We start from the raw sequence: 22,360 nt of genomic DNA on the forward strand, positions 1-22,360 counted from the left end.
CAATTTTGTTGGCTTTTTTTCACTTAGCTTATTAGATGCGAGAACGTAAGTAAGCATCAATAAACGGATCAATTTCTCCATCCATAACTGCTTGCACATTACCGACCTCAGTATTTGTACGGTGGTCTTTCACAAGAGAATATGGGTGGAATACATAAGAACGGATTTGGCTACCCCATCCGATTTCTTTTTGTTCTCCGCGAATTTCATCTAACTCCGCTTGTTGCTCTTCTAATTTCTTTTGATATAATTTCGCTTTTAACATCTTCATCGCATGCTCACGGTTTTTAATTTGAGAACGCTCTGACTGACACGTTACAACCGTATTTGTCGGTGTATGCGTAATACGAACTGCTGAATCTGTCGTATTAACGTGCTGTCCACCCGCTCCACTTGCACGATACGTATCAATTTTCAAGTCTTCTGTACGCACTTCAATTTCAACTTCATCATTGAACTCAGGTACAACTTCACAAGATACGAACGATGTATGGCGGCGGCCTGAAGAATCGAATGGTGAAATACGTACAAGACGATGTACACCTTTCTCAGCTTTTAAGTAACCGTAAGCGTTATGACCTTTAATTAATAAAGTAACGCTCTTAATACCAGCTTCATCACCTGGTAAGTAATCAACAGTTTCTACTTTAAACCCACGTTTTTCAGCCCAACGTGTGTACATACGTAGTAACATAGAGCCCCAATCTTGTGACTCTGTTCCACCAGCACCTGGGTGTAATTCTAAAATGGCGTTATTTTTATCATAAGGATCGCTAAGTAGTAACTGCAGCTCATACTCATTCATTTCTTGAATTAAGCCTTTTACTTCTGATTCAAGTTCCTCATGTAAATCTTCATCATACTCTTCTTTTAAAAGCTCATGCGTAATTTCTAGGTTTTCGAACGTCTCATCTAGCTGACGGAACTTTCCAACCATATCTTTCAGTGCATTTGCTTCGTTAATTACAGCTTGTGCGCCTTGTTGGTCATCCCAAAATCCTGCGCCCATCATTTTCTCTTCTAATTCTGCAATTTGTTTCTCCTTAGTAGGGAGGTCAAAGAGACCCCCTAAAAGCCGCTAATCTCTTAGCCATTTTCTCTAATTCCTGTCTAATTTCTACTAATTCCATTTCCTTCACCTCTATGTAATTGCTGTTACTTTCGTATGAAAACAAGGGAAACTCTCTCCACTTATGACGGAGAGAGTTTAATCCTTCTTAATTATACATTTTTGATGTAAAAGTTTGCAAAGCAGCCTGGGCTACCGCCCTATATTACTTCCCAATGCCACAGCAGTTTTTATATTTTTTACCGCTACCACATTTACATAAATCGTTGCGGCCCACTTGGTCACCTTTTACAACTGGTTTTTTCTTCGCCTCTTCGCCATCGCTAGATGGGTGAACAGCTTCACCTTGAACAACTTCTTGACGCTCTAAGTTTTGTTCAATTTCAGCTTTCATAATGTAACGAGAAATTTCCTCTTCAATAGAAGCAATCATTGACTCGAACATTGCGAACCCTTCCATTTGATACTCACGAAGTGGATCAATTTGACCGTAAGCACGTAAATGAATACCTTCACGAAGGTGATCCATCGCATCGATATGCTCTGTCCATTTCGTATCTACAACACGGAATACAACAACTTTTTCGAACTCACGCATTTGCTCTTCTGGCATAAGCTTCTCTTTTTCGTTGTAACGCTCTATTAATTTCGCGATAATTGGCTCGCTCATTTCCTCTGGAGCAAGGCGACGTAATTCTTCTTCTTTCACATCTCCTTCTTGCAGAAGGTTTGTATTTAAGTAGTCAACAAGACCTTTAATGTTCCAATCTTCTTCAATTTCCTCTTGTGTATGAAGTGCAACCGCACGCTCTACTGTAGATTTCATCATACCTTCAATAATACCGCGTAAGTTCTCAGACTCCATTACCTCTTGACGCTGTTTGTAAATAACTTCACGTTGCTGACGAAGTACATCATCATATTGTAGTAACTGCTTACGTGCATCATAGTTATTTCCTTCTACACGTTTTTGCGCAGATTCTACTGCACGAGAAACCATTTTACTTTCGATTGGCTGAGAATCATCCATACCAAGGCGATCCATCATCGCTTTCATATTATCAGAACCGAAGCGACGCATTAGTTCATCTTCCATTGATAAGTAGAACTGCGTAACACCTGGGTCCCCTTGACGACCAGCACGACCACGTAACTGGTTATCAATACGACGACTTTCGTGACGCTCTGTACCGATAACGGCTAAACCAACGTTTTTCACATCGTCTCCAAGCTTAATATCTGTACCACGACCTGCCATGTTCGTCGCAATCGTTACAGCGCCTTTTATACCTGCTTCTGCAATGATATCCGCTTCACGCGCATGGTTTTTCGCATTTAAGATGTTATGACGTACACCTTTACGCGTTAACATTTTTGAAATAAGTTCTGACGTTTCGATTGCAACTGTACCGACAAGAACTGGTTGCCCTTGTTTATGACGATTTACAATATCCTCAACAACAGCATTAAATTTACCTTCCATTGATTTAAAGATTAAATCTGCACGGTCATCACGAATAATCGGTTTGTTCGTTGGAATTACGATAACGTTCATATTGTAAATGTTACGGAATTCCTCTTCCTCTGTTTTCGCTGTACCAGTCATACCAGATAACTTTTCGTACATACGGAAGTAGTTCTGGAATGTAATTGTCGCAAGCGTCATACTTTCATTTTGAATTTCTACGCCTTCTTTTGCCTCGATAGCTTGGTGTAACCCTTCGCTATAACGACGACCTTTCATAAGACGACCAGTAAATTGGTCTACAATTACGATTTCGCCTTCTTGTACAACATAATCTGTATCACGATGCATAACAACGTGCGCACGAAGTGCCTGATTAATATGGTGAAGAAGCGCTACATGTTTTAAATCAAATAAGTTTTCAATATGGAAAGCTTTCTCCGCTTTCGTAATACCATCTTCTGTTAACATTACATTTTTCGTCTTCACATCAAATGAATAATCTTTTTCATTTTCTAACGTACGAACGAATGCATTTGCAAACATGTACAGCTCTGTTGATTTTTGAGCTTGTCCAGAAATAATAAGTGGCGTACGCGCTTCATCGACTAAGATAGAATCGACTTCATCGATAATAGCAAAGTGCAGTGGGCGTTGAACGCACTGCTCTTTATATAAAACCATGTTGTCACGTAAGTAATCGAATCCAAGCTCATTATTTGTGCTATACGTAATATCAGCAGCATAAGCCTCTTGTTTCTCTTCGCGTGACATACTGTTTAAATTAATTCCTACTGTTAATCCTAGGAACTCATGAAGTTGTCCCATTTCGCTCGCATCACGTTGTGCTAAGTATTCATTGACTGTAACAACGTGAACACCTTTTCCTGTTAAAGCATTTAAATATACAGGTAATGTAGATGTTAACGTTTTACCTTCACCCGTTTTCATTTCAGAGATATTCCCTTCATGTAAGGCAATACCACCCATTAACTGTACACCATACGGACGCATTCCAAGAACACGAGTCGCAGCTTCACGAACAACCGCAAAAGCTTCAGGTAGTAGATCATCTACTGTTTCACCTTTTGTTAGACGTTCTTTAAATTCAAGCGTCTTCCCTTTTAATTGTTCATCAGTTAATGGCTTAATAGATGGCTCTAATGCATCAATTTGCTCAACTGTCTTCTGCATACGTTTAATTTGGCGTTGATTTACATCAAATACCTTTTTTAAAATACCGATCATAGGAAATACGCTCCTCTTTTTATTAAAATAAAACTTCCGATTGTTTTTTCTTTTTCTCTATTACAATCAGTCGTTATAAAAATCAAATGTATGTTATGCCAATTTTTCTCCTAATTAAAAAAACTAAAATGTATATACCTAATGATAATTGTAACACTTGTCTTATAACTATGACAACAATCGGCCGAATGTCTCGTTCTAAATTGAGAAAACTTTTTTAAAAAATCTATTTTCAGCAAAAAAAGCGCAGCCATTTCGGCTGCGCTTTTGAATTATTATTTAGTTTCAATTAAACCATATTTCCCATCTTTACGGCCATATACAACGTTAGTTTCATTTGTATCAGCATTTGTGAAGACGAAGAAATTATGTCCTAGCATATCCATTTGTAGGATTGCCTCTTCAACGTCCATCGGTTTTAAATCGAATCGTTTTGTACGTACAAGTTCTAGTTCATCCTCTTCTACCTCATCCAGAACAGCTACTGCTTCTGGAAGGATAAAGTTCGTTTTCATAGAACCTTTCTCACGTAACTTACGATTTACTTTTGTTTTATGTTTACGAATTTGTCGCTCAAGTTTATCAACTACTAAATCGATAGCAGCGTACATATCGCTATTAGTTTCTTCTGCACGAAGTAATAAATCAGTAAATGGAATTGTTACCTCGACACGTTGCTTGTCAGAGTATACTTTTAAATTAACTTTAATCTCTGGGAATGTATCAAAATAACGCTCTAACTTACTTAGTTTTTTCTCTACATATTCCTTTAATGCTGGAGTTACTTCAATATTTTCACCACGAATGTTGAATTTCATAGATGAATTCCTCCTTTCAAGCCTATGTACTATAATTTCGACACCGGCTTAAAAACTCCTTCTAACTTTTTTAAAAAAATTAGTGGAATTGCGATTTTTTTATCGTTTTTTGTTGAAATGAAAAGATGCATCGTTTCTATCTTTATTTTATCCTATTAACATCGTGAATAACGAATATAACTGTGGACAATTCGTTACAGAAAAGAAACAACTTTTTGACAACTCATTTTATAACAAAAACCCCTTGCAAAAAAACAAGAGGTTCTACCATATATATAACGTTGCCACAAGCGCAGCTTTCTCTTCCCAAAAACAATATACCTACAGTTTTACAACATTAGCTGCTTGCGGTCCACGTGCTCCCTCTACAATATCAAACTCAACTTGTTGCCCTTCTTCCAATGACTTATATCCATCTTGTTGAATAGCAGAAAAATGAACAAACACATCATCACCGTCTTCACGCTCAATAAACCCAAATCCCTTTTCTGCATTGAACCATTTTACTCTTCCTTGCATGTTCATTCCATTCCCTTCACTCTAAAAATCAGGGCATTTGCCCCATAATTTCACTATAACGAATGACAACTTACGAAGTCAAAGAAGACTTATCGTCTTTTTATTATCTCTTTCGACAGTTACAGATCAACTTCTACAGAGCGTCAAACTAGAAACTTCGCTTGCTCCTTTATCATAGAAAAGGCTTCCAATTTGTCTCACTGTAATTCCTGTCGTATATACATCATCAACAAGTAAAATATGTTGACCATGAAACATCTCTTCTCTCTGAAAATAAAAAGGATTACTTCCCGAAAGCCTTTCTTTACGCGACTTCTTACTTTGCTTTTCTGTTTCCTTCCTTCCTAATGATGAATAAAAATTTTTGACAGGCAAACAAGCTGCTAATAACTCTGCTTGATTAAAACCTCGTTCATATTCCCGTTCCCTACTAAGCGGAACAGCAATAACAGTTGAAACGTCCGTAAAATACTTTTGAAATAACTCCCGAAAAGATTGATAAAAAATACGAACTAACTCCGCATCACCTCGAAACTTAAATTGCGCTAGTATACCTTTCATATCATCATTGTACACGTACAACGAACGATTTTTAAAAGGACGATATCCTTCCTCATTCCTCCATCTTACACAGTCCATGCAAATGTCATTTTCTTTATATCGAGTAGGTAAGTCATCTAAAGGACGACCACAATCCATGCAAATTCCTCCTATAATATAGGAAAGTTTTTGCTCACATCTATCACATACATATTTTTTTGGGGACTTTACAAAAAAGGTGTACCAACTAACTGTTTCCACCATATACTCATCACAAAGTAAACAATGCATTAATCGATCAATCCTTGTTCTTTCGCATTTTTGTTCATACTTTGAATATGTTTTTTCGCGCGTACCATTGCCTCTGTCTTACCGTAATGAAAATACATAACCTCACCATATGGCTCTTCAAAACTACGCCCCGCTCGGCCTGCAATTTGTACGAGCGCACTCTCTGAAAAAATTTCTTCTTCAGCTCCTAACACAGCCACTTGTAAGTTCTTCACAGTTACTCCTCTTTCTAAAATTGTCGTTGTAACTAATAACGGAATGTCTCCCTTTCTGAAAGATGCTACTTTTTCTTTTCTCATCGAATCTTCTGCATGCACGCCATCGATTCTATTATCCAACCCTTTCAACAACTGACTTATTTCTTCTATATATCGCACATGAGGAACAAATAAAAAAATAGGATACTTTTTGATTAAGTTCATTTTTAACCATTGTAGTAACACGCGAGGAATTTTTTTATGATGGAGGCTTTTCTTCCAATTTCCGCACCAACTAAATAGAGGAACTGGTAACGGGTGACGATGGTATCTTCCCGAAACAATGATACCTTTTTGTTTCCCTCTTCTGAAATTACGCTTCCACTTTTCATCAGGGGTTGCAGTTAAATAAATACGCGCTGCTTTCTCTTTCATTGCTTGCCTAACTGCATACTGTAACATTTGATCTGCATGATACGGGAAGGCATCAATTTCATCTACAATCATCACATGAAACGCTCTATAGTAACGTAACAGTTGGTGAGTCGTTGCAACGACTAACGCTGCATCTTTTTTATGATCTACACTCCCTCCGTATAAAGCAGCTACAGTTATACTTGGAAACACTTCTTGTAATCTCGGCGCTAATTCCAGTACAACGTCAGTCCTTGGCGTTGCGATACAAACTCTTTCTCCTTTTTGGAGCGCCTCTTCTATACCGTAAAATAACATTTCTGTTTTTCCAGCCCCGCACACAGCCCAAATAAAAAAAGATTCTTTCTGCTTAATCGCTTCTATAACTCCTTGCGCCGCCAACTCCTGACCAATCGATAAAGCCCCATTCCACTGTAATGGATTTAGCTCCCTGTCTCCGTTTCTTTCATGAATCCCGCGAACAAGTACAGCACATTCACTAACTCTCCCCATCGTGATACACTTCCGGCAATACGCGCATGCTTTACCGCACCTTTTACATAAAAATGATGCAAATAGCCGCTGCTCTATATTTCCGCAGCGCTGACATATATATTTAGAAGTATTCTTCGTTATACCTTGTACACATACAACCTCTCCCCTCTTTTTCAAATCACTTAATTCTCTCCGTAAATCTGAAGAGAGTTCTTCTAATAGCAACTGTTTTCCAGCAAGCATTAGCAATCACCTCCAGCACTACTATAAGCCTTTCTTATAATCTCGTAAAAACGCAAAAAAGCCGATAACCTACTTATAAAATAGTAAGCTATCGACTTTATACACGTTTTTTATTCAATTATAATCCTATAATCTACCGTAACCTAAGAAATGTTTTTGGTTGTAAGAGCTATTTACGCTACCGTAAGTAACACCTGTTGATTCATCAGCAGCATGAATCATTTGACCGCCACCAATATAAATACCAACGTGAGATACGCCTGTTCTGTAAGTACCTTGTAAGAAGATAAGATCTCCTGGTTTTGCTTCAGATGCGCTAATCTTTTGTACAGAGTTCCATAAACCTCTAGTATCTTGACGACCTAAACCGTAAACATAAGAGATTAAACCACTGCAGTCAAATCCACCATTTGAAATTGACGCACTACCCCATACGTATTTTAAACCTACTAAGCCTTTAGCTTTTTCAACAACATCATTTGTTGGTGCTGGTGCTGGTTTTGGTGCTGGTTTTTTCGCTTCTTCTTTTTTAGGCTCTTCTTTTTTAGATTCTTCTTTTTTAGATTCTTCTTTTGGAGCTTGTACAGCATTGTTTGCTGGTGCTGCTGGCTCTGCTTGTGCTGGTTGAGCTGGAGCTTGTTGAGCCTGAGCTTGCTGAGCAGCTTGTTCTGCTTGTTTTTGAGCAGCAACTTCTTGTGCTGCTTTTTCTTGTGCTTCTTTTTCAGCAATTTGCTGTAATTTTAATGCCTGTTGTTCAAGCTCCTTCAATTGTTCTTCCGTACTTGTCATTGAAGTTACAACTGTATCCATTTTACCGCTTAAATCGTTTACTGCCGCTGCTTTTTTCGCTTTTTCAACATCAAGTTCTTTTTTAGCAGTTTCAATTTGAGCTTGTGCTTCTTTTAATTCTTTTTGCTTTGTTTTTACCGTTTCAACATCTTTTTTCACGTTCGCTTGATCTTCTTGTTGTGTTTTCATGATGTCTTCGTCAGACTCAAGAATTTTAGAAACTGAATTTAAACGATCAACTAAATCTGCAAGATTTTTAGAGTTTACAAGAACTTCTGTTACAACGTTTGTGTTTGGTTGCTCTTGAAGTGCAACTAAACGTTTTCTTAATAACTCCTCACGTTTTGCAATTTTCGTTTGTAATTCTGCAATATCTTTATTTTTCTTTTCGATTAATTGCTCAGTGTCCGCAACTTTTTTCGTTGTTTCATCAAGCTTTGCAGCATTCTCTTGAACAGACTTATCTAAACCTTGAATTGTTTTGTTTAAGTCATTCATTTGTTTTTGTAATTCATCACGTTCTTGTTGTTGTTTATGTAAAGTGTCATTTTGTGTATTAATTTGTGATTTCACGTCAGAAATTTTATCTTCAGCAAATACATTTGGTGTTAGTCCTGAAAACATTAACCCTGCCACTAATGCGCAAGATGCCATTTTTAGCTTTTTCATTTTATTTTTTACACCGCTTTCTTTTTTCTTTTTCCGTATATAACCTATAAAATTTATACCATAATTCGGGATTTTTTTTGCTAATGTTACGCTTTTGTAAAACAAATGTAATATTATATGTAACACCATCGCAAAATATGCATATTTTTGTATATATGTGTAGAGTTTTAAAAGGTTTTTATAAGCAAAGAAAAAAACGCAAGGTTTCCCTTACGTTTTATTAAATATACTAATACGGATGAAATCAAAACGTTATTTCATCCATTTCTCAGCCCAATTTTGGACTTCATCCATAACACTTTCTAACGCTTTTCCCTTGTCCGTTAAGCCGTACTCGATTCGAACTGGTACTTCTGGATAAACATTACGAACTACAATGCCTTCGCTTTCCAATTCCTTTAAACGCTCTGATAACATACGATCGCTCATATTCGGTATAATATCTGCGATTTCTCTAAAACGTTTTGACTCTTCCAGCAAAGATTTAATAATTAAGCCAGTCCATTTCTTACTAAGCAAAGTAAAAGCTGACTCAAACTTTGGACATAAACAAGAATTATGCTCCATATGTTTCACCTCTCCTCTATTATAATATAGTTTCTTGTAAAAAGTAAGTTATAAAACTTTCCTCATTATTTTATTTTACGTACATTTTACCATTTCCAAATATTAACTTGTCAACTTCACGTAAAATATCCGTAAAAAAACCCTCTTCCGAAAGAGAGCTTTTTATATCTTTATTACTTCGTATACCATCCAAGACCTAATGCACCTTCACCTAAATGCGTTCCAATTACAGCACCGAAATAACCTGTGCGGATTGTAACATGAGGATATTTTGCTTCTAATTCTGCCTTCCATTCATTCGCTTCCTCTTCACGTTGTGCATGAATGATAACTGCTTCCATAGGTACACCCTTACTTGCTTGCTCATCAAAAATTTCAATGATACGTTTTAACGCTTTTTTACGCGTACGAATCTTTTCAAACGGGATAATGATTTTGTCTCTAAAATATAAAACCGGCTTTACTTGTAACAGACTACCGATGAAAGCTTGCGCACTATTTAATCGGCCTCCACGTTGTAAATGGTGTAAATCATCTACTACAAAATAAGCGTCCATCGTTTTCTTCATTTCATCAAAACGGGCGATAATCTCTTTTGGATCCTTCCCTTCGCTTGCTAGCTTTGCACCTTCACGCACGTAGAATCCTTGTACTTCACAACTAATTTCAGAGTCGTACGTATATACATCAATACCCTCTACCATTTGACCAGCTGTCGTTGAAGTTTGATATGTACCACTAATCCCACTTGAAAGATGAATGCTAATAACTGCATCATAATCCTTAGATAATTCTTCATATAGCTCAACAAACTTTCCGATTGCTGGTTGAGAAGTTTTTGGAAGTTCTTCTTGCTCACGTACTTTTACATAAAAATCATCTGCTGAAATTTCAGCTTCTTCTTGATAAGATTCCGTTCCAAACACAACGTTTAATGGAATCATATATATATTGAGTTCATCACGAATATGCTTCGGTATATATGCTGTACTATCAGTAACAATAGCTGTTTTCATTTTCGTACCTGCCTTATAAAAAAGTTTTTATTTCCTAATTTTACACGAAAACTAAAAATGGTGCATCCATACATGAAAATGCGGGTTTGAAATTATACTCATCATCTCGACAAATTACAACAAAAAGGTAAAACACTCACCAAAAATTTCAGCTTATTTATAAAAAATGTTTGAATATAAAAACGCCCGCTTTTAAAATGTAAAGTACTAGTCATTTTGATGGATAGGAGCGTATACAAGTGTTATTACAATATTTAACAATAAAAGACTACGGTGAACACGAAATTGTTATTCAAAAATCAAGATTCATCTGTTATGTTAGTCGTGCTACAACCGAAGAAGAGGCTCAAGAATTCATACAAAAAATCAAAAAACAAAACTGGAATGCAACACATAATTGTTCTGCTTATTTAATTGGCGAACAAGATCAAATTCAAAAAGCAAATGATGATGGTGAACCTAGCGGTACAGCTGGCGTACCTATGTTAGAGGTACTAAAAAAACGCGGTTTAAAAGATACCGTCGTTGTCGTTACCCGCTATTTTGGTGGCATCAAACTGGGCGCTGGTGGATTAATTCGCGCATATGGAAAATGTACAAGCGAAGGCATTAATCATGTCGGTGTTGTCGAGCGAAAATTAATGCGTGTTATGCAGACCGAAATTGATTACACATTACTTGGTAAAATTGAAAATGAATTACGCAATTCAAAATATGCTATTAAAGATATACATTACCTCGAAAATGTCACATTTGATACGTATGTAGAAGAAGATGGAAAACAACCATTCACGGATTGGATGATTGAATTAACAAATGGGAAATGTACAATTACAGAAGGAGATATGTTGTACTTAGAACAAGATGTTATCTAAGAATAAATACTGTATCGCCTTTAAAGATTAATGTAGTGAATTACTTTCCTACAAATGAACTAAGGAGATTATATATGGAAGAACGTTATTATCATCTCCAAAATAGCAGAATAAAAAAGAAACGAAGAAGAAAGTTTTTCTACTTCCTTATTTTCTTATTTTTATTTGGTAGTGTAGGACTTTATATATTAAATTCCTACTCTTCTCTCATGGGGATGTATAGTGGTTTTACTCGTGAAAAATCGGATTTGAGAACCGAAGATGTAGAAATTACAAAGGAGCCTTTTACACTCCTTATTATGGGTATAGAAGATTATGCAACAGACGGCCAAAATGGTCGTACAGATTCATTAATGTTTGCGACAGTCAATCCGAAAACGCAAAAGATTTCGCTTATGAGTATTCCTCGGGATAGTCGCGTTCCAATCGTCGGAAAGAATAAAGAGGACAAAATTAACGCTGCGCATGCTTACGGCGGAGAAGAAATGGCAATCAAAACTGTCGAAGGTTTTCTAAAAGTGCCTGTCGACCATTATCTTAAAATTGATTTCCAAGGCTTTAAAGGTATTGTTGATGCTGTTGGCGGTGTTACTGTTGATGTCCCCTTCGATTTTTGGGAGCGTTCAGACGTGGATTACTACAAAAAAATCGAATTTAAGCAAGGACAACAAGAATTAAATGGTGAAGAAGCACTCGCTTACGTTCGTATGCGAAAGCAAGATCCGAATGGTGACTATGGCCGGGCTGCTAGACAAAGACAATTACTAGCTGCTGTTGCTCAAAAACTAAATTCCACCTCTACCGTATTTAAAATTAAAGATTTGACAGCAGTCGTTGGAAAATATATAAAAACTGACATTCCTATTTCAGATGGCCTTGCTCTTTACAAGAAGCTTTCTGGGTTTGATCCTTCCACAATACAAACACTCAAACTTGAAGGAGAAGACAAAAAAATAGGTGGTATTTATTACTTCCTTCCAGATCCAAACGGTGTTGAGGCAGTACGTAACGAAATTAAAAAAGAACTAGGAGAAAAGGTAACCACGCAAGAAAATTCAACAACAAAAACGGAATCCACTCCTTCTTCAAATTCGAACTCTAACGAGAAAGCGAAGAAAGAAACGAATCAGAATCAGAACAAAACACCAACTGATCCCCCTCCTTCTACGAATGCTCATGCAGAGTGGATTATGAGAAATCAGCAATAAAACAGCCAAATCGCATGCGATTTGGCTGTTTTTTTATTTATTAAAATGTTTTAAGATTGCTTCTACAATACGCTCTGATGCGCGGCCATCACCGTACGGATTAGATGCTTTTGACATCTTATCATGAGCTTCTTTGTCTGATAACAACTCATCAGCAAGACTAAAGATTGTCTCTTCGTCTGTTCCCGCTAATTTCAACGTACCTGCTTCAATACCTTCTGGACGCTCTGTTGTATCACGAAGAACAAGAACCGGTACACCTAATGACGGAGCTTCCTCTTGTACACCACCAGAATCAGTTAGCATTAAGTATGAACGAGCTGCAACATTGTGGAAATCAATTACATCTAGCGGCTCAATTAAATGAATGCGGCCATGATCGCCTAAAATATCATTTGCAGTTTCACGAACAACAGGGTTCATATGAACAGGATACACAACTTGTACGTCTTCATGCTTATCAACAAGACGCTTAATTGCACGGAACATATTACGCATTGGCTCTCCTAGGTTTTCACGACGGTGAGCTGTCATAAGTACAAGACGATCACTTCCAAGTTTCTCTAGTACAGGATGACTATATGTTTCTTTTACAGTCGTTTTTAGTGCGTCAATCGCTGTATTTCCTGTTATGAAAATACGTGATTCATCTTTATTTTCTTTCTGTAAGTTCGTTGCTGATTTTGCTGTAGGTGAGAAATGAAGATCTGCCATTACACCTGTTAATTGACGATTCATCTCTTCTGGGTATGGAGAATATTTATCCCATGTACGAAGTCCTGCCTCGACATGACCTACTGGAATTTGATTATAGAAAGCAGCTAAGCTTGCGATAAACGTTGTCGTCGTATCACCATGTACAAGTACGATATCCGGCTTTGCTTCTTTCATTACTTTATCCAAACCTTCTAAACCACGCGTTGTAATATCGATTAAAGTTTGGCGATCCTTCATAATATTCAAATCGAAATCTGGTGTAATTCCAAAGATACTTAATACTTGGTCTAACATTTGACGATGTTGTGCTGTTACAGTCACAATCGATTCAATTTTCTCTGGATGCTTTTGCAACTCTAATACAAGAGGTGCCATTTTAATTGCTTCTGGACGTGTCCCGAAAATTGTCATTACTTTTAAACGTTCAGTCATTTCATTGCCTCTTTTCTTTCACTAGTTACAAATCCTATTATGACATATAAGAATATACATGAATACATACCTTTTTAACGAATAACGGAAAAATCCCTCTTATGAATACTTTCTCTTCCAACAGAATAATAATCTATTCCTTGTTTCTTAACATCCTCATTAGTATAACAATTTCTTCCATCAAATAAAATAGGTTCTCTCATAAGTTGTACGTACTTTCCTAACGGATACGTTCGGATAGCCTCCCATTCTGTCACGATAAAAGCCGCACTCGCTCCTCTAATCGATTCATCTATACATTCGCTATATTGTATAGCCTCTCCAAAGATATTTTTCATATTTTGAATCGCCTTCGGGTCATATAGCACTATGTCTGCACCTATATTCATTAATTCTTGTATCATAATAAGGGACGGTGCGTCTCTTATATCATCTGTATTCGGTTTAAATGCTGCTCCCAGCACTGCAATTCGCTTCTTGTTCATATTTATTACTTTCTTCGCTTTCTCAATCAATAATAGCTGTTGTTTATTATTTACTTCAATGACGGCTTTTAACAAACGAAAATCATGTGCCACATTCCCTGCAATTTGCACAAGCGCTTTCGTATCTTTCGGAAAACACGATCCCCCGTAACCAATGCCCGCATTTAAAAAAGACGACCCAATTCTCTTATCCATTCCCATTCCTTTTGCAACATCTAATACATTAGCTCCTACCTTCTCACATATATTTGAAATTTCATTGATAAAACTAATTTTTGTCGCTAAAAAGGCATTCGATGCGTATTTAATCATCTCTGCACTTTTTATATCTGTAACATACGTTTGCAAATGTAATTTACTATATAAATTCTCAACTTTTCGCGCCGCTTCCTCATTATCAGCTCCAATTACGATACGATCTCCCTGAAAAAAATCGTAAATCCCTGAACCCTCCCGTAAAAATTCGGGATTCGATACAATATGTAATTCATGCCTATTTTGTAATGTCTCCTCAATCCATCCCCTCATAGCACCATTCGTCCCTACAGGAACAGTACTTTTTGTAACAACAATAATGTCTTTAGTCGCATATGCTCCAATATCAAAACATGCATTTTGAATATATGTTAAATCTGCTGTCCCATCTAATAACGATGGCGTTCCAACTGCAATAAATATAAATTCTGCATCATGAAATGCTTCTTCTTTACTTGTTGTAAAAGTTAAACGATTATTCTCAAACGCATCATATATTAATTCATATAAGCCAGCTTCATAAATAGGCAGATCCCCTTGTTTTATCCGTTCAATTTTCTCATCATTTATATCAAAACATGTAACCGAATGTCCCAATACTGCCAATCCTACTCCTGTAATCAATCCAACGTATCCGGTACCTATTATCGTAATTTTCATTTCCTTTTCGCACAGGAATATACAATAGAAAATATACGAATACATAGAATTCCCCCTGTGCTTCCCCCTCTCACATTAAAAATGAGAAAACTCTTTTACTTCTTTATTATATGAATTGCTTTCTTCATTCTTTTTTAAGTTTTTGTAAAATTACATATTGTCCATAAAACAAATAGAAATTTTACCGAGATTAAAGTTGCACATTCAGGCTTGAAAAATTCCCACATTTTAACACGGAACTTACTCATTTCTACGTGTAACACTTATAATATTGAAATAAAATTATTCGCTATTAAAGAGAAAGAGAAAATGTCATATTCCAAAGCCCAATACGATTAACCTTCTCAAACGATTCAACATTCTGTATACCATTGTCATATATTCTATCTGCTTCCATTTACCATAAAACGAAAAAAAGATTGAATTCTAATCTTTTTGTGATACCATATGTTATGAGCCTGTAAATAAACATCATAATTTTCAGATAAATATATTTAAAAAAATTACGTTAGACTATAAAAGGGTGGGGTATTAATGGACTCACAAGTGATTTATGCCATTTTGGCATCTTTCATCACTGTACTCGTCGTTACTCCTTTAGTTATTAAGTTAGCTTTTAAAATAGGAGCAACAGATAAGCCAAACGCGCGTAAAGTGCACCAAAAGATTATGCCTCGTCTTGGCGGGTTAGCAATATTTATTGGTGTGGCTGTTGGATTTGTTGTCGGTGGCTTATATGAACAAAGAATGTTATCGATAACGCTAGGTGCGATTATCATTGTAATCATCGGTATTTTAGATGATATGTACGAGTTATCTGCGAAGGTAAAATTCGGTGGACAACTATTAGTTGCCATTATGATTGTAAAAAGTGGATTATTAGTGCAAGTATTATATATTCCAATCCTCGGGGATACTGAACTTGGATGGCTTGCTTACCCAATTACAGTATTTTGGATTGTAGGTATTACAAATGCAATCAACTTAATTGACGGCTTAGATGGATTATCCGCTGGTATTTCATCTATCGTACTGGCAACGCTAGCATACATGGCCTTCACTAGCCCATGGGGTACTGGAACGGCTATCATTTTACCGCTAGCACTAATTGCACTTGCAAGTACAATTGGATTTTTATTCTACAACTTCCATCCAGCAAAAATTTTCATGGGAGATACAGGAGCACTATTTTTAGGATACTGTATTTCTGTTATATCGTTACTTGGATTATACAAAAGTGTAACGTTATTCAGCTTTATCGTTCCAGTTATCATTTTAGGCGTACCTGTATTTGATACGGCATTTGCAATTATCCGTCGTATCGTAAATAAAAAACCTATTTCAGCACCAGATAAATCGCATTTACATCACCGTTTACTTGCAATGGGCTTCTCACATCGCAAAACGGTACTAATTATATACGCGTTTGGTATCTTCTTTAGCGTAAATGCTATTATTTTTACTAGTGCAACATTATGGTTATCCATTATTCTTCTTTTCGTTTTAATCTTCTTTACAGAAATTATTGCTGAAGTAATTGGACTTGTACATGAACGTTACAAACCACTTATTTCCTTTTATAAAAAAGTGAAAAAACGCGAAGACTAATTGTAGTATAGCCTTTACTATTATGAAATATTCAAATAGCATCCTCTTTCTTATAAGAGGATGCTATTTTTTATTCATTATTTTACATTTCCAAAATATAGCTTGTTTGAGAGTTCCACTATTGGAGAAAGATATACATAATAAGAAAAGGATTATATTTTCTTTTTTACATCTTGATTGTCAAACTGAGGGTGAATGTTATGATCAAGCGAGTATTTCAATACATTATTTTATTTTTAACGATTACTATGTACGCGTCATCTCATGCAGGAGCGACTACCATTCCCCCTGCTGAACATCATCCAAATACCGAAACTACCTCTTCTACCAAAAAAATCGCGTACTTAACATTTGATGACGGACCAAACAAATATACTACGCAAATTTTAAACATCTTAAAAGAAAAGAAGGGAAAAGCAACTTTCTTTGTTATTGGTGGAAAAGTGCCACATTATAAAAAGACAATGCAACGATTAATTAAAGACGGACATTATATCGGGCTTCACAGTATGTCACATGATGTAAAACGCCTTTACACCGGTGATCCATCTGCTTTAATTACAGAGATGGAACAAACACAAAGCATCGTTCAGCAAGTTACAAAATTAAATTCACATCTCGTTCGTGTCCCGTATGGTAGCATGCCTTATTTAAAAAAAAATTACCGTGATGCACTTGTATCAGCCCAGTATAAAATGTGGGATTGGACAATCGATACATACGACTGGAAAAGCTATGATAACCCTTCTGCCATACTAGAAAGGGTACGTAATCAGAGCGATGAACAAGTCGAAGTAATTTTAATGCATGATTCGAGTGTAACCGTACAAATACTGCCACAAGTAATTGATTACTTACAGTCACAAGGATACAAGCTTCTTCCCTATAATCCATCTTCTCATCTCGAAGTAAACTTTTGGAAAGACACAAGATTGTAACAGCTTTAGTGCCTATGTGCTAAAGCTGTTTTATTTTTCTCTTCCCACCCTTCCCATTTTTGTGTAAAATTTTAAATAGTGATGAAGTTTCGAGGTGAATAGAAATGAAACGAATAGATCTCATTTTTAACGCAATACAAAAAAGCAATTATACAGAAGGTGTAACTGCATCAGAACTCGCTACCCTGTTGCAGCTAGATCGAGCCAATGTAAGTAGCGACTTAAACAAACTCGTAAAAGATAAACGTTTATTAAAAACAAATACGCGTCCTGTTCGTTTTTATATAGAAACGAACACTTCGTTGGAAACGCATTCAAAAGAAGCAACTTCATTAGATACATTTGCAGTTGAAAATACGAGCCTTAAAATCGCAATCGAAAAAGCGAAAGCTTCTATTCTCTATCCTCCAAACGGTATGCATACTTTACTGCTCGGAGAAACAGGCGTCGGAAAATCCATGTTTGCTTCTTTAATGCACGAATATGCAATTGAAGTTGAACAGCTTCCTAAAAATGCACCATTTATCGTCTTTAACTGTGCTGATTATGCAAATAACCCACAGCTACTACTCGGGCAATTATTTGGGATTAAAAAAGGAGCGTATACAGGGGCAAGTGATCAAAAAGGGTTAATTGAAAAAGCACATGAAGGGATCCTTTTCTTAGATGAGGTACATCGCCTTCCTCCAGAGGGACAAGAAATGCTTTTCACCTTTATTGACCGCGGAGTATATCGCCGCCTTGGAGAAACAGAAAACGAACGTAAAGCACAAGTATTGATCATTACTGCAACAACAGAAGAACCAAATTCATTTTTATTAAAAACATTTACAAGACGTATACCAATGACTGTCACGCTGCCACCACTTCGTGAGCGTACACATAAAGAACGTTTTGCTTTACTGCAACTATTTTTCACAAATGAAGCAATTCGCTTGCGAAAAGAAATTCACGTTAGCCCAAATGCAATGCGTGCTTTCGTCTTTTACAATTGTCCCAATAACATCGGCCAATTAAAAACGGATGTACAAATTGCCTGTGCGAAAGCCTATTCTGACTTCGTGACAAAGAAACGTGATTCTGTCTATGTTTCAAGCACAGACTTACCTTGGTATATGAAAGAAGGACTATTCATTGAAAGAAAGAGCCGTCATCTATACCAAATACCGAATGAAACATTTATATTTACAGGTGATGAAGGTTGGAGTAATCATAAAATAGAAAATGAAAAACAGTCTTCTATTTACGATTATATTGACTATAAATATGAAGAACTTCAAGCTCGTGGTATTGAAGAGGAAGAATTAGAATTACTAATAGAAAATGATATTCAAAGCTTTTTCGTACAATATTTTAACCAAATGTCAAAAAAGACAAGTCATGAAAATGTTTTTAAAATTGTAGATCGTAATATCGTTTCCGTTTGTGAAAAAATTGCTGAACTTGCTGAAAAACATTTATCCAAAACGTTCGATGAAAAAGTATTTCTCGCTTTAAGTTTACATGTACAGACAACTCTACAACGTTTACAGGCCGGAAAACAAATTCATCACCCGCAATTAAATCAAATTCGTACGAAATATAAAGAAGCTTTTTCCGTAGCTATGCAATGCATTCAACTACTGGAAGACGAATTACAAATAACAATGCCTATCGATGAAGCAGGCTTTTTAACAATGTTCTTCGTTGTTGATCCAATTCCTGCCTCACAAACAGAAGTAAAAGTATTAATATTAGCGCACGGCAACGGCATAGCAACAGAAATGGCAAACGTCGCAAATGAACTGCTCGGCATTGACGAAGTAACCGGTATCGATATGCCGTTACATGAATCGCCGAAAGATTTCTTAGAGCGTGTGAAAGTGTATATGAAAACACTCCAAAATGTAAACGGGCTTCTCTTACTCGTTGATATGGGATCTCTCGCTTATATTGGTGATATATTAGAAACTGAGTTCAAAATTCCAGTGCGTGTTCTTTCCATGACAAGCACTCCACATGCACTAGAAGCGGCTCGAAAAGCTCAGCTTGGCTACTCGTTAGATGCATTATATGAAACGGTGAAGAACTTAACACCGTTTTACTTAAACGTACAAGAAGAAAAGAAAAAACCACTATCACCAATGAAATCTGTTATTTTGACAGCTTGTTTAACTGGGGAAGGCAGTGCTTTAGCTATTCAAAAAATGTTGGAGAACTATTTGCGATTTGACAAAGACTTAATTGAAATCATTCCGATTAGTATCGTCCATGAAAAGGATTTAACGAAAATGATTGAGAACATAAAAAAAGAGCGGAATATCATTTGTATTGTTACGAATTTTGATGTGCAAGTGCCATGCTTAACGTATCATTTCCAAGACATTGTAAACTACACAGCGATTCAGCCAATTCAAGAATTAATTACGTACGAAGAAACATATGCAAAAATGGCTGATATTCTTGAACAACAAATGCAGCGTAACGACGGAGCATTACTTATCAAAACAATTCGTTACGCATTAAATACAATTCAAGAATTAATTTCCTTACAGCTAACTCCTGACAGTTTAATGGGTGTTATTCTGCATATGAGCTGTATGGTTGACCGTCTTCAAAAGGGAGAAAGCCTTCTCCCTCATCCAGATAAAGAGAAACGAAGACAAGATGAATACTGGATGTATATGAAAGTAAAAAAAGCATTGCAGCCAATTGAAAATACATTTGAAATACAAATACCTGATGACGAAGTGTTTTATGTTATGGACTTCTTCATTAAAAATCAGCCTGTAAAAAATTAATCGTGGCAGTTTTTTAGTATATCGATCTTAACTCAGATTTTATCGGCGATTTTCAAAATATATCAGCGCAACTCGAGTTTTATCAGCGATTTTCAAAATATATCAGCGCAACTCAGGTTTTATCGGCGATTTTCAAAATATATCAGCGCAACTCGAGTTTTATCAGCGATTTTTCTAATATATCGATTTACCGTCAATAATCGCTAAAATTCGCACCTTATAACAGAAAAGGCTGTTCAATATGAACAGCCTTTTTGCTACTTCTTTACTTTCCTAATTCTCCCCCTTATTTCACCCTTCTTATGGGACTTCGTATAAACATTTACATATACATTCGCCTGAATGATTTCTTGCAGTAAGCTATCAAACGCTCGCCCCTGTAAAGGCCCTTCAAAATCCCCCACATTAACTACACCAGTGACGACTCCTTCATTAACACTAATACCTTGCTTTAATGGACCAAATAAACTTAAAACAATTGGACCAATTTGATTTGCTTTCCCTAAATGAATTTGGCATGATGTAACTTTTTCGATGTTTTTCAATATGACCCGATATTGCAACTTCTTTAAATCCTCACTAAATATAAACTCTGCTACGCCATAAGCTTCTGTATTTACAGGAGGTATTTCCCTCTTACCTGTTAACCTCGCAAAGAAATGTGTTGTCATACGGGCATTCTCCTTATATAAATTTCCCAGCACTACTTCTACTACTTTATGGTTTATACATAATCATTTATGACTTTTTCAAGTGTTAATTACGAAGAAAAGATTCACATAATCTTTACATTAGAATCGTTCCTTTTGCTTTACTACCTCTTGTATAATGCACTTAGAAAAACATTCTAGGAGGTCGTTTTGGAAAATAACAAATACACTTTTCACACATTATTAGAGATTTTTCTCGTCTCATTTAAATTAGGACTTACTTCGTTTGGTGGCCCCGTCGCCCATCTCGGCTATTTCCACCACGAATATGTACAAAAAAGAAAATGGATGGATGAACGAATCTATGGAGATTTAGTAGCACTATGTCAATTCCTCCCTGGTCCTGCTAGCAGCCAAGTCGGTATGGGCGTTGGATTATTAAGAGGCGGGGTATTCGGAGCTATTATTTCATGGATTGGGTTCACTTTACCGTCTGTGCTTGTTTTAGTTTTCTTCGCCTCATTCCTTAATCAGTTCGACCTTGGAAGTGCTGGCTGGATTCATGGGCTAAAACTTGTAGCAGTCGCTATTGTCGCTCATGCAATATGGGGAATGGCGCAAAAATTAACGCCAGACCGAAATCGTGCGACGATTGCAATTGCAACTGCCTCAATCGCCCTATTATGGCCAAGTAGCTGGACACAAGTCACTCTCATTATCATATCTGGCTTTATCGGCTGGCTTTTATATCGCAACGAACCAATTAGTCAATCTCAACATATAAAAGTACCTATTTCAAAAAAGATAGCAGTTTCTTATCTCGTCTTATTCTTCGGACTATTACTACTGCTACCAATATTAAGACCGTTCTCTTATTACATCGCTTTATTTGATAGTTTCTATCGCTCTGGCGCACTTGTATTTGGAGGCGGACACGTCGTCCTCCCCCTTCTTGAAGGTGAGTTCGTACAAAACGGAATGATGACGAAAGAACAATTCCTAGCTGGATACGGATTAACACAAGCAATGCCAGGACCACTATTTACATTCGCCTCTTATATAGGAGCAGTGTTAAACGGGACGCTTGGTGCCATACTTGCAACAATTGCGATCTTTCTTCCTGCTTTCTTACTCGTTATTGGTGTTTTACCCTTTTGGGACAGTGTGAGAAAAATATCTTTCATACAAGGCGCACTACTTGGAGTCAATGCGGCCGTTGTCGGTATTTTAATTGCCGCTTTTTATGACCCTATTTGGACAAGCACGATTAAGAACGCTGTAGATTTTGTTTTTGCATCTCTTCTATTTTGCTTGCTCGCTTTTTGGAAAACACCACCTTGGGTTATCGTTATACTTGGAGCCTTTGGCGGATATATTCTATCCATTTTGTAAATAAAAAAAGACGGCATAAT

The 22,360-nt window shown here is 36.6% G+C and carries 18 protein-coding genes; 6 read left to right on the top strand and 12 right to left on the bottom strand.

The features are described from left to right. Positions 1 to 31: 31 nt before the first annotated feature. The 9 genes from prfB to ACTFR9_RS17240 all read right to left on the bottom strand — a co-directional run bounded on the left by prfB (position 32) and on the right by ACTFR9_RS17240 (position 10,340). Positions 32 to 1,130, bottom strand: a protein-coding gene (gene prfB / locus ACTFR9_RS17200) for a peptide chain release factor 2 (protein WP_096001716.1) whose coding sequence is annotated in 2 segments (ribosomal slippage) — positions 32 to 1,057 and positions 1,059 to 1,130 — 1,098 coding nt in all. Because the reading frame shifts where the segments join, the coding sequence is not laid out codon by codon here. Between the two features lie 144 nt (positions 1,131 to 1,274). After that, the gene (secA, locus tag ACTFR9_RS17205) at positions 1,275 to 3,782 is read right to left on the bottom strand and encodes a preprotein translocase subunit SecA (RefSeq protein ID WP_000579366.1); all 2,508 of its coding nucleotides are present in this window, start codon (positions 3,780 to 3,782) and stop codon (positions 1,275 to 1,277) included. 275 nt (positions 3,783 to 4,057) lie between these two features. Continuing rightward, positions 4,058 to 4,600 carry a ribosome hibernation-promoting factor, HPF/YfiA family gene (gene hpf, locus ACTFR9_RS17210; RefSeq protein WP_000671190.1) on the bottom strand — a complete coding sequence of 181 codons (543 nt, stop codon included), beginning with the start codon at positions 4,598 to 4,600 and terminating at the stop codon, positions 4,058 to 4,060. Between the two features lie 321 nt (positions 4,601 to 4,921). Next, a complete protein-coding gene (gene cspC / locus ACTFR9_RS17215) occupies positions 4,922 to 5,119 on the bottom strand; it encodes a cold shock protein CspC (RefSeq protein ID WP_001162041.1) in 198 nt (65 codons plus the stop codon). A gap of 126 nt (positions 5,120 to 5,245) precedes the next feature. Beyond that, on the bottom strand, positions 5,246 to 5,950 hold the full coding sequence (locus tag ACTFR9_RS17220) for a ComF family protein (RefSeq protein WP_025991713.1): 705 nt from the start codon (positions 5,948 to 5,950) through the stop codon (positions 5,246 to 5,248). Continuing rightward, positions 5,950 to 7,299 (bottom strand): ATP-dependent helicase ComFA, encoded by a 1,350-nt coding sequence (comFA, locus tag ACTFR9_RS17225; protein ID WP_214328440.1) that lies wholly within the window; start codon positions 7,297 to 7,299, stop codon positions 5,950 to 5,952. The genes ACTFR9_RS17220 and comFA overlap by 1 nt, the downstream gene beginning before the upstream one ends. Before the next feature lie 126 nt (positions 7,300 to 7,425). Then, positions 7,426 to 8,862, bottom strand: coding sequence for a C40 family peptidase (locus tag ACTFR9_RS17230; RefSeq protein WP_229136644.1), 1,437 nt, complete (start codon positions 8,860 to 8,862; stop codon positions 7,426 to 7,428). Between the two features lie 147 nt (positions 8,863 to 9,009). Next, on the bottom strand, positions 9,010 to 9,324 hold the full coding sequence (locus ACTFR9_RS17235) for a winged helix-turn-helix transcriptional regulator (protein WP_000400857.1): 315 nt from the start codon (positions 9,322 to 9,324) through the stop codon (positions 9,010 to 9,012). 173 nt (positions 9,325 to 9,497) lie between these two features. Beyond that, positions 9,498 to 10,340 (bottom strand): DegV family protein, encoded by an 843-nt coding sequence (locus ACTFR9_RS17240; RefSeq protein ID WP_000844764.1) that lies wholly within the window; start codon positions 10,338 to 10,340, stop codon positions 9,498 to 9,500. A 239-nt stretch (positions 10,341 to 10,579) separates the two neighbouring features. Here ACTFR9_RS17240 and ACTFR9_RS17245 point away from each other — a divergent pair, with 239 nt between their 5' ends. Beyond that, positions 10,580 to 11,215 carry a YigZ family protein gene (locus tag ACTFR9_RS17245; RefSeq protein ID WP_000926683.1) on the top strand — a complete coding sequence of 212 codons (636 nt, stop codon included), beginning with the start codon at positions 10,580 to 10,582 and terminating at the stop codon, positions 11,213 to 11,215. Between the two features lie 74 nt (positions 11,216 to 11,289). Next, positions 11,290 to 12,423 carry an LCP family protein gene (locus ACTFR9_RS17250; RefSeq protein ID WP_000392770.1) on the top strand — a complete coding sequence of 378 codons (1,134 nt, stop codon included), beginning with the start codon at positions 11,290 to 11,292 and terminating at the stop codon, positions 12,421 to 12,423. A 33-nt stretch (positions 12,424 to 12,456) separates the two neighbouring features. Here the strand turns inward: ACTFR9_RS17250 and wecB are convergent, their stop codons facing one another. Both wecB and ACTFR9_RS17260 read right to left on the bottom strand, forming a co-directional pair. Next, a complete protein-coding gene (gene wecB, locus ACTFR9_RS17255) occupies positions 12,457 to 13,572 on the bottom strand; it encodes a non-hydrolyzing UDP-N-acetylglucosamine 2-epimerase (RefSeq protein WP_000140134.1) in 1,116 nt (371 codons plus the stop codon). A 74-nt stretch (positions 13,573 to 13,646) separates the two neighbouring features. Beyond that, positions 13,647 to 15,017 carry a UDP-glucose dehydrogenase family protein gene (locus tag ACTFR9_RS17260; RefSeq protein WP_229136628.1) on the bottom strand — a complete coding sequence of 457 codons (1,371 nt, stop codon included), beginning with the start codon at positions 15,015 to 15,017 and terminating at the stop codon, positions 13,647 to 13,649. A gap of 489 nt (positions 15,018 to 15,506) precedes the next feature. Between ACTFR9_RS17260 and ACTFR9_RS17265 the strand changes: the two genes are divergently transcribed. The 3 genes from ACTFR9_RS17265 to ACTFR9_RS17275 all read left to right on the top strand — a co-directional run bounded on the left by ACTFR9_RS17265 (position 15,507) and on the right by ACTFR9_RS17275 (position 20,298). After that, a complete protein-coding gene (locus ACTFR9_RS17265; protein ID WP_000378309.1) occupies positions 15,507 to 16,580 on the top strand; it encodes a glycosyltransferase family 4 protein in 1,074 nt (357 codons plus the stop codon). Between the two features lie 200 nt (positions 16,581 to 16,780). Further along, a complete protein-coding gene (locus ACTFR9_RS17270) occupies positions 16,781 to 17,518 on the top strand; it encodes a polysaccharide deacetylase family protein (RefSeq protein WP_229136627.1) in 738 nt (245 codons plus the stop codon). Positions 17,519 to 17,622: 104 nt separating this feature from the next. After that, on the top strand, positions 17,623 to 20,298 hold the full coding sequence (locus ACTFR9_RS17275) for a PRD domain-containing protein (RefSeq protein WP_000820982.1): 2,676 nt from the start codon (positions 17,623 to 17,625) through the stop codon (positions 20,296 to 20,298). A 257-nt stretch (positions 20,299 to 20,555) separates the two neighbouring features. On the opposite strand, the gene exsM is transcribed toward ACTFR9_RS17275, so the two are convergent. Further along, the gene (gene exsM, locus ACTFR9_RS17280) at positions 20,556 to 20,969 is read right to left on the bottom strand and encodes an exosporium regulatory protein ExsM (protein ID WP_000207029.1); all 414 of its coding nucleotides are present in this window, start codon (positions 20,967 to 20,969) and stop codon (positions 20,556 to 20,558) included. Between the two features lie 189 nt (positions 20,970 to 21,158). Here exsM and ACTFR9_RS17285 point away from each other — a divergent pair, with 189 nt between their 5' ends. Continuing rightward, entirely contained in the window at positions 21,159 to 22,340 is a 1,182-nt protein-coding gene (locus ACTFR9_RS17285) for a chromate transporter (RefSeq protein ID WP_229136626.1), read from the top strand. The last annotated feature ends 20 nt before the right edge of the window (positions 22,341 to 22,360 follow it).

Source organism: Bacillus cereus group sp. MYBK222-1, assembly GCF_051916425.1.
In the GTDB taxonomy this organism is placed as follows: domain Bacteria; phylum Bacillota; class Bacilli; order Bacillales; family Bacillaceae_G; genus Bacillus_A; species Bacillus_A paranthracis.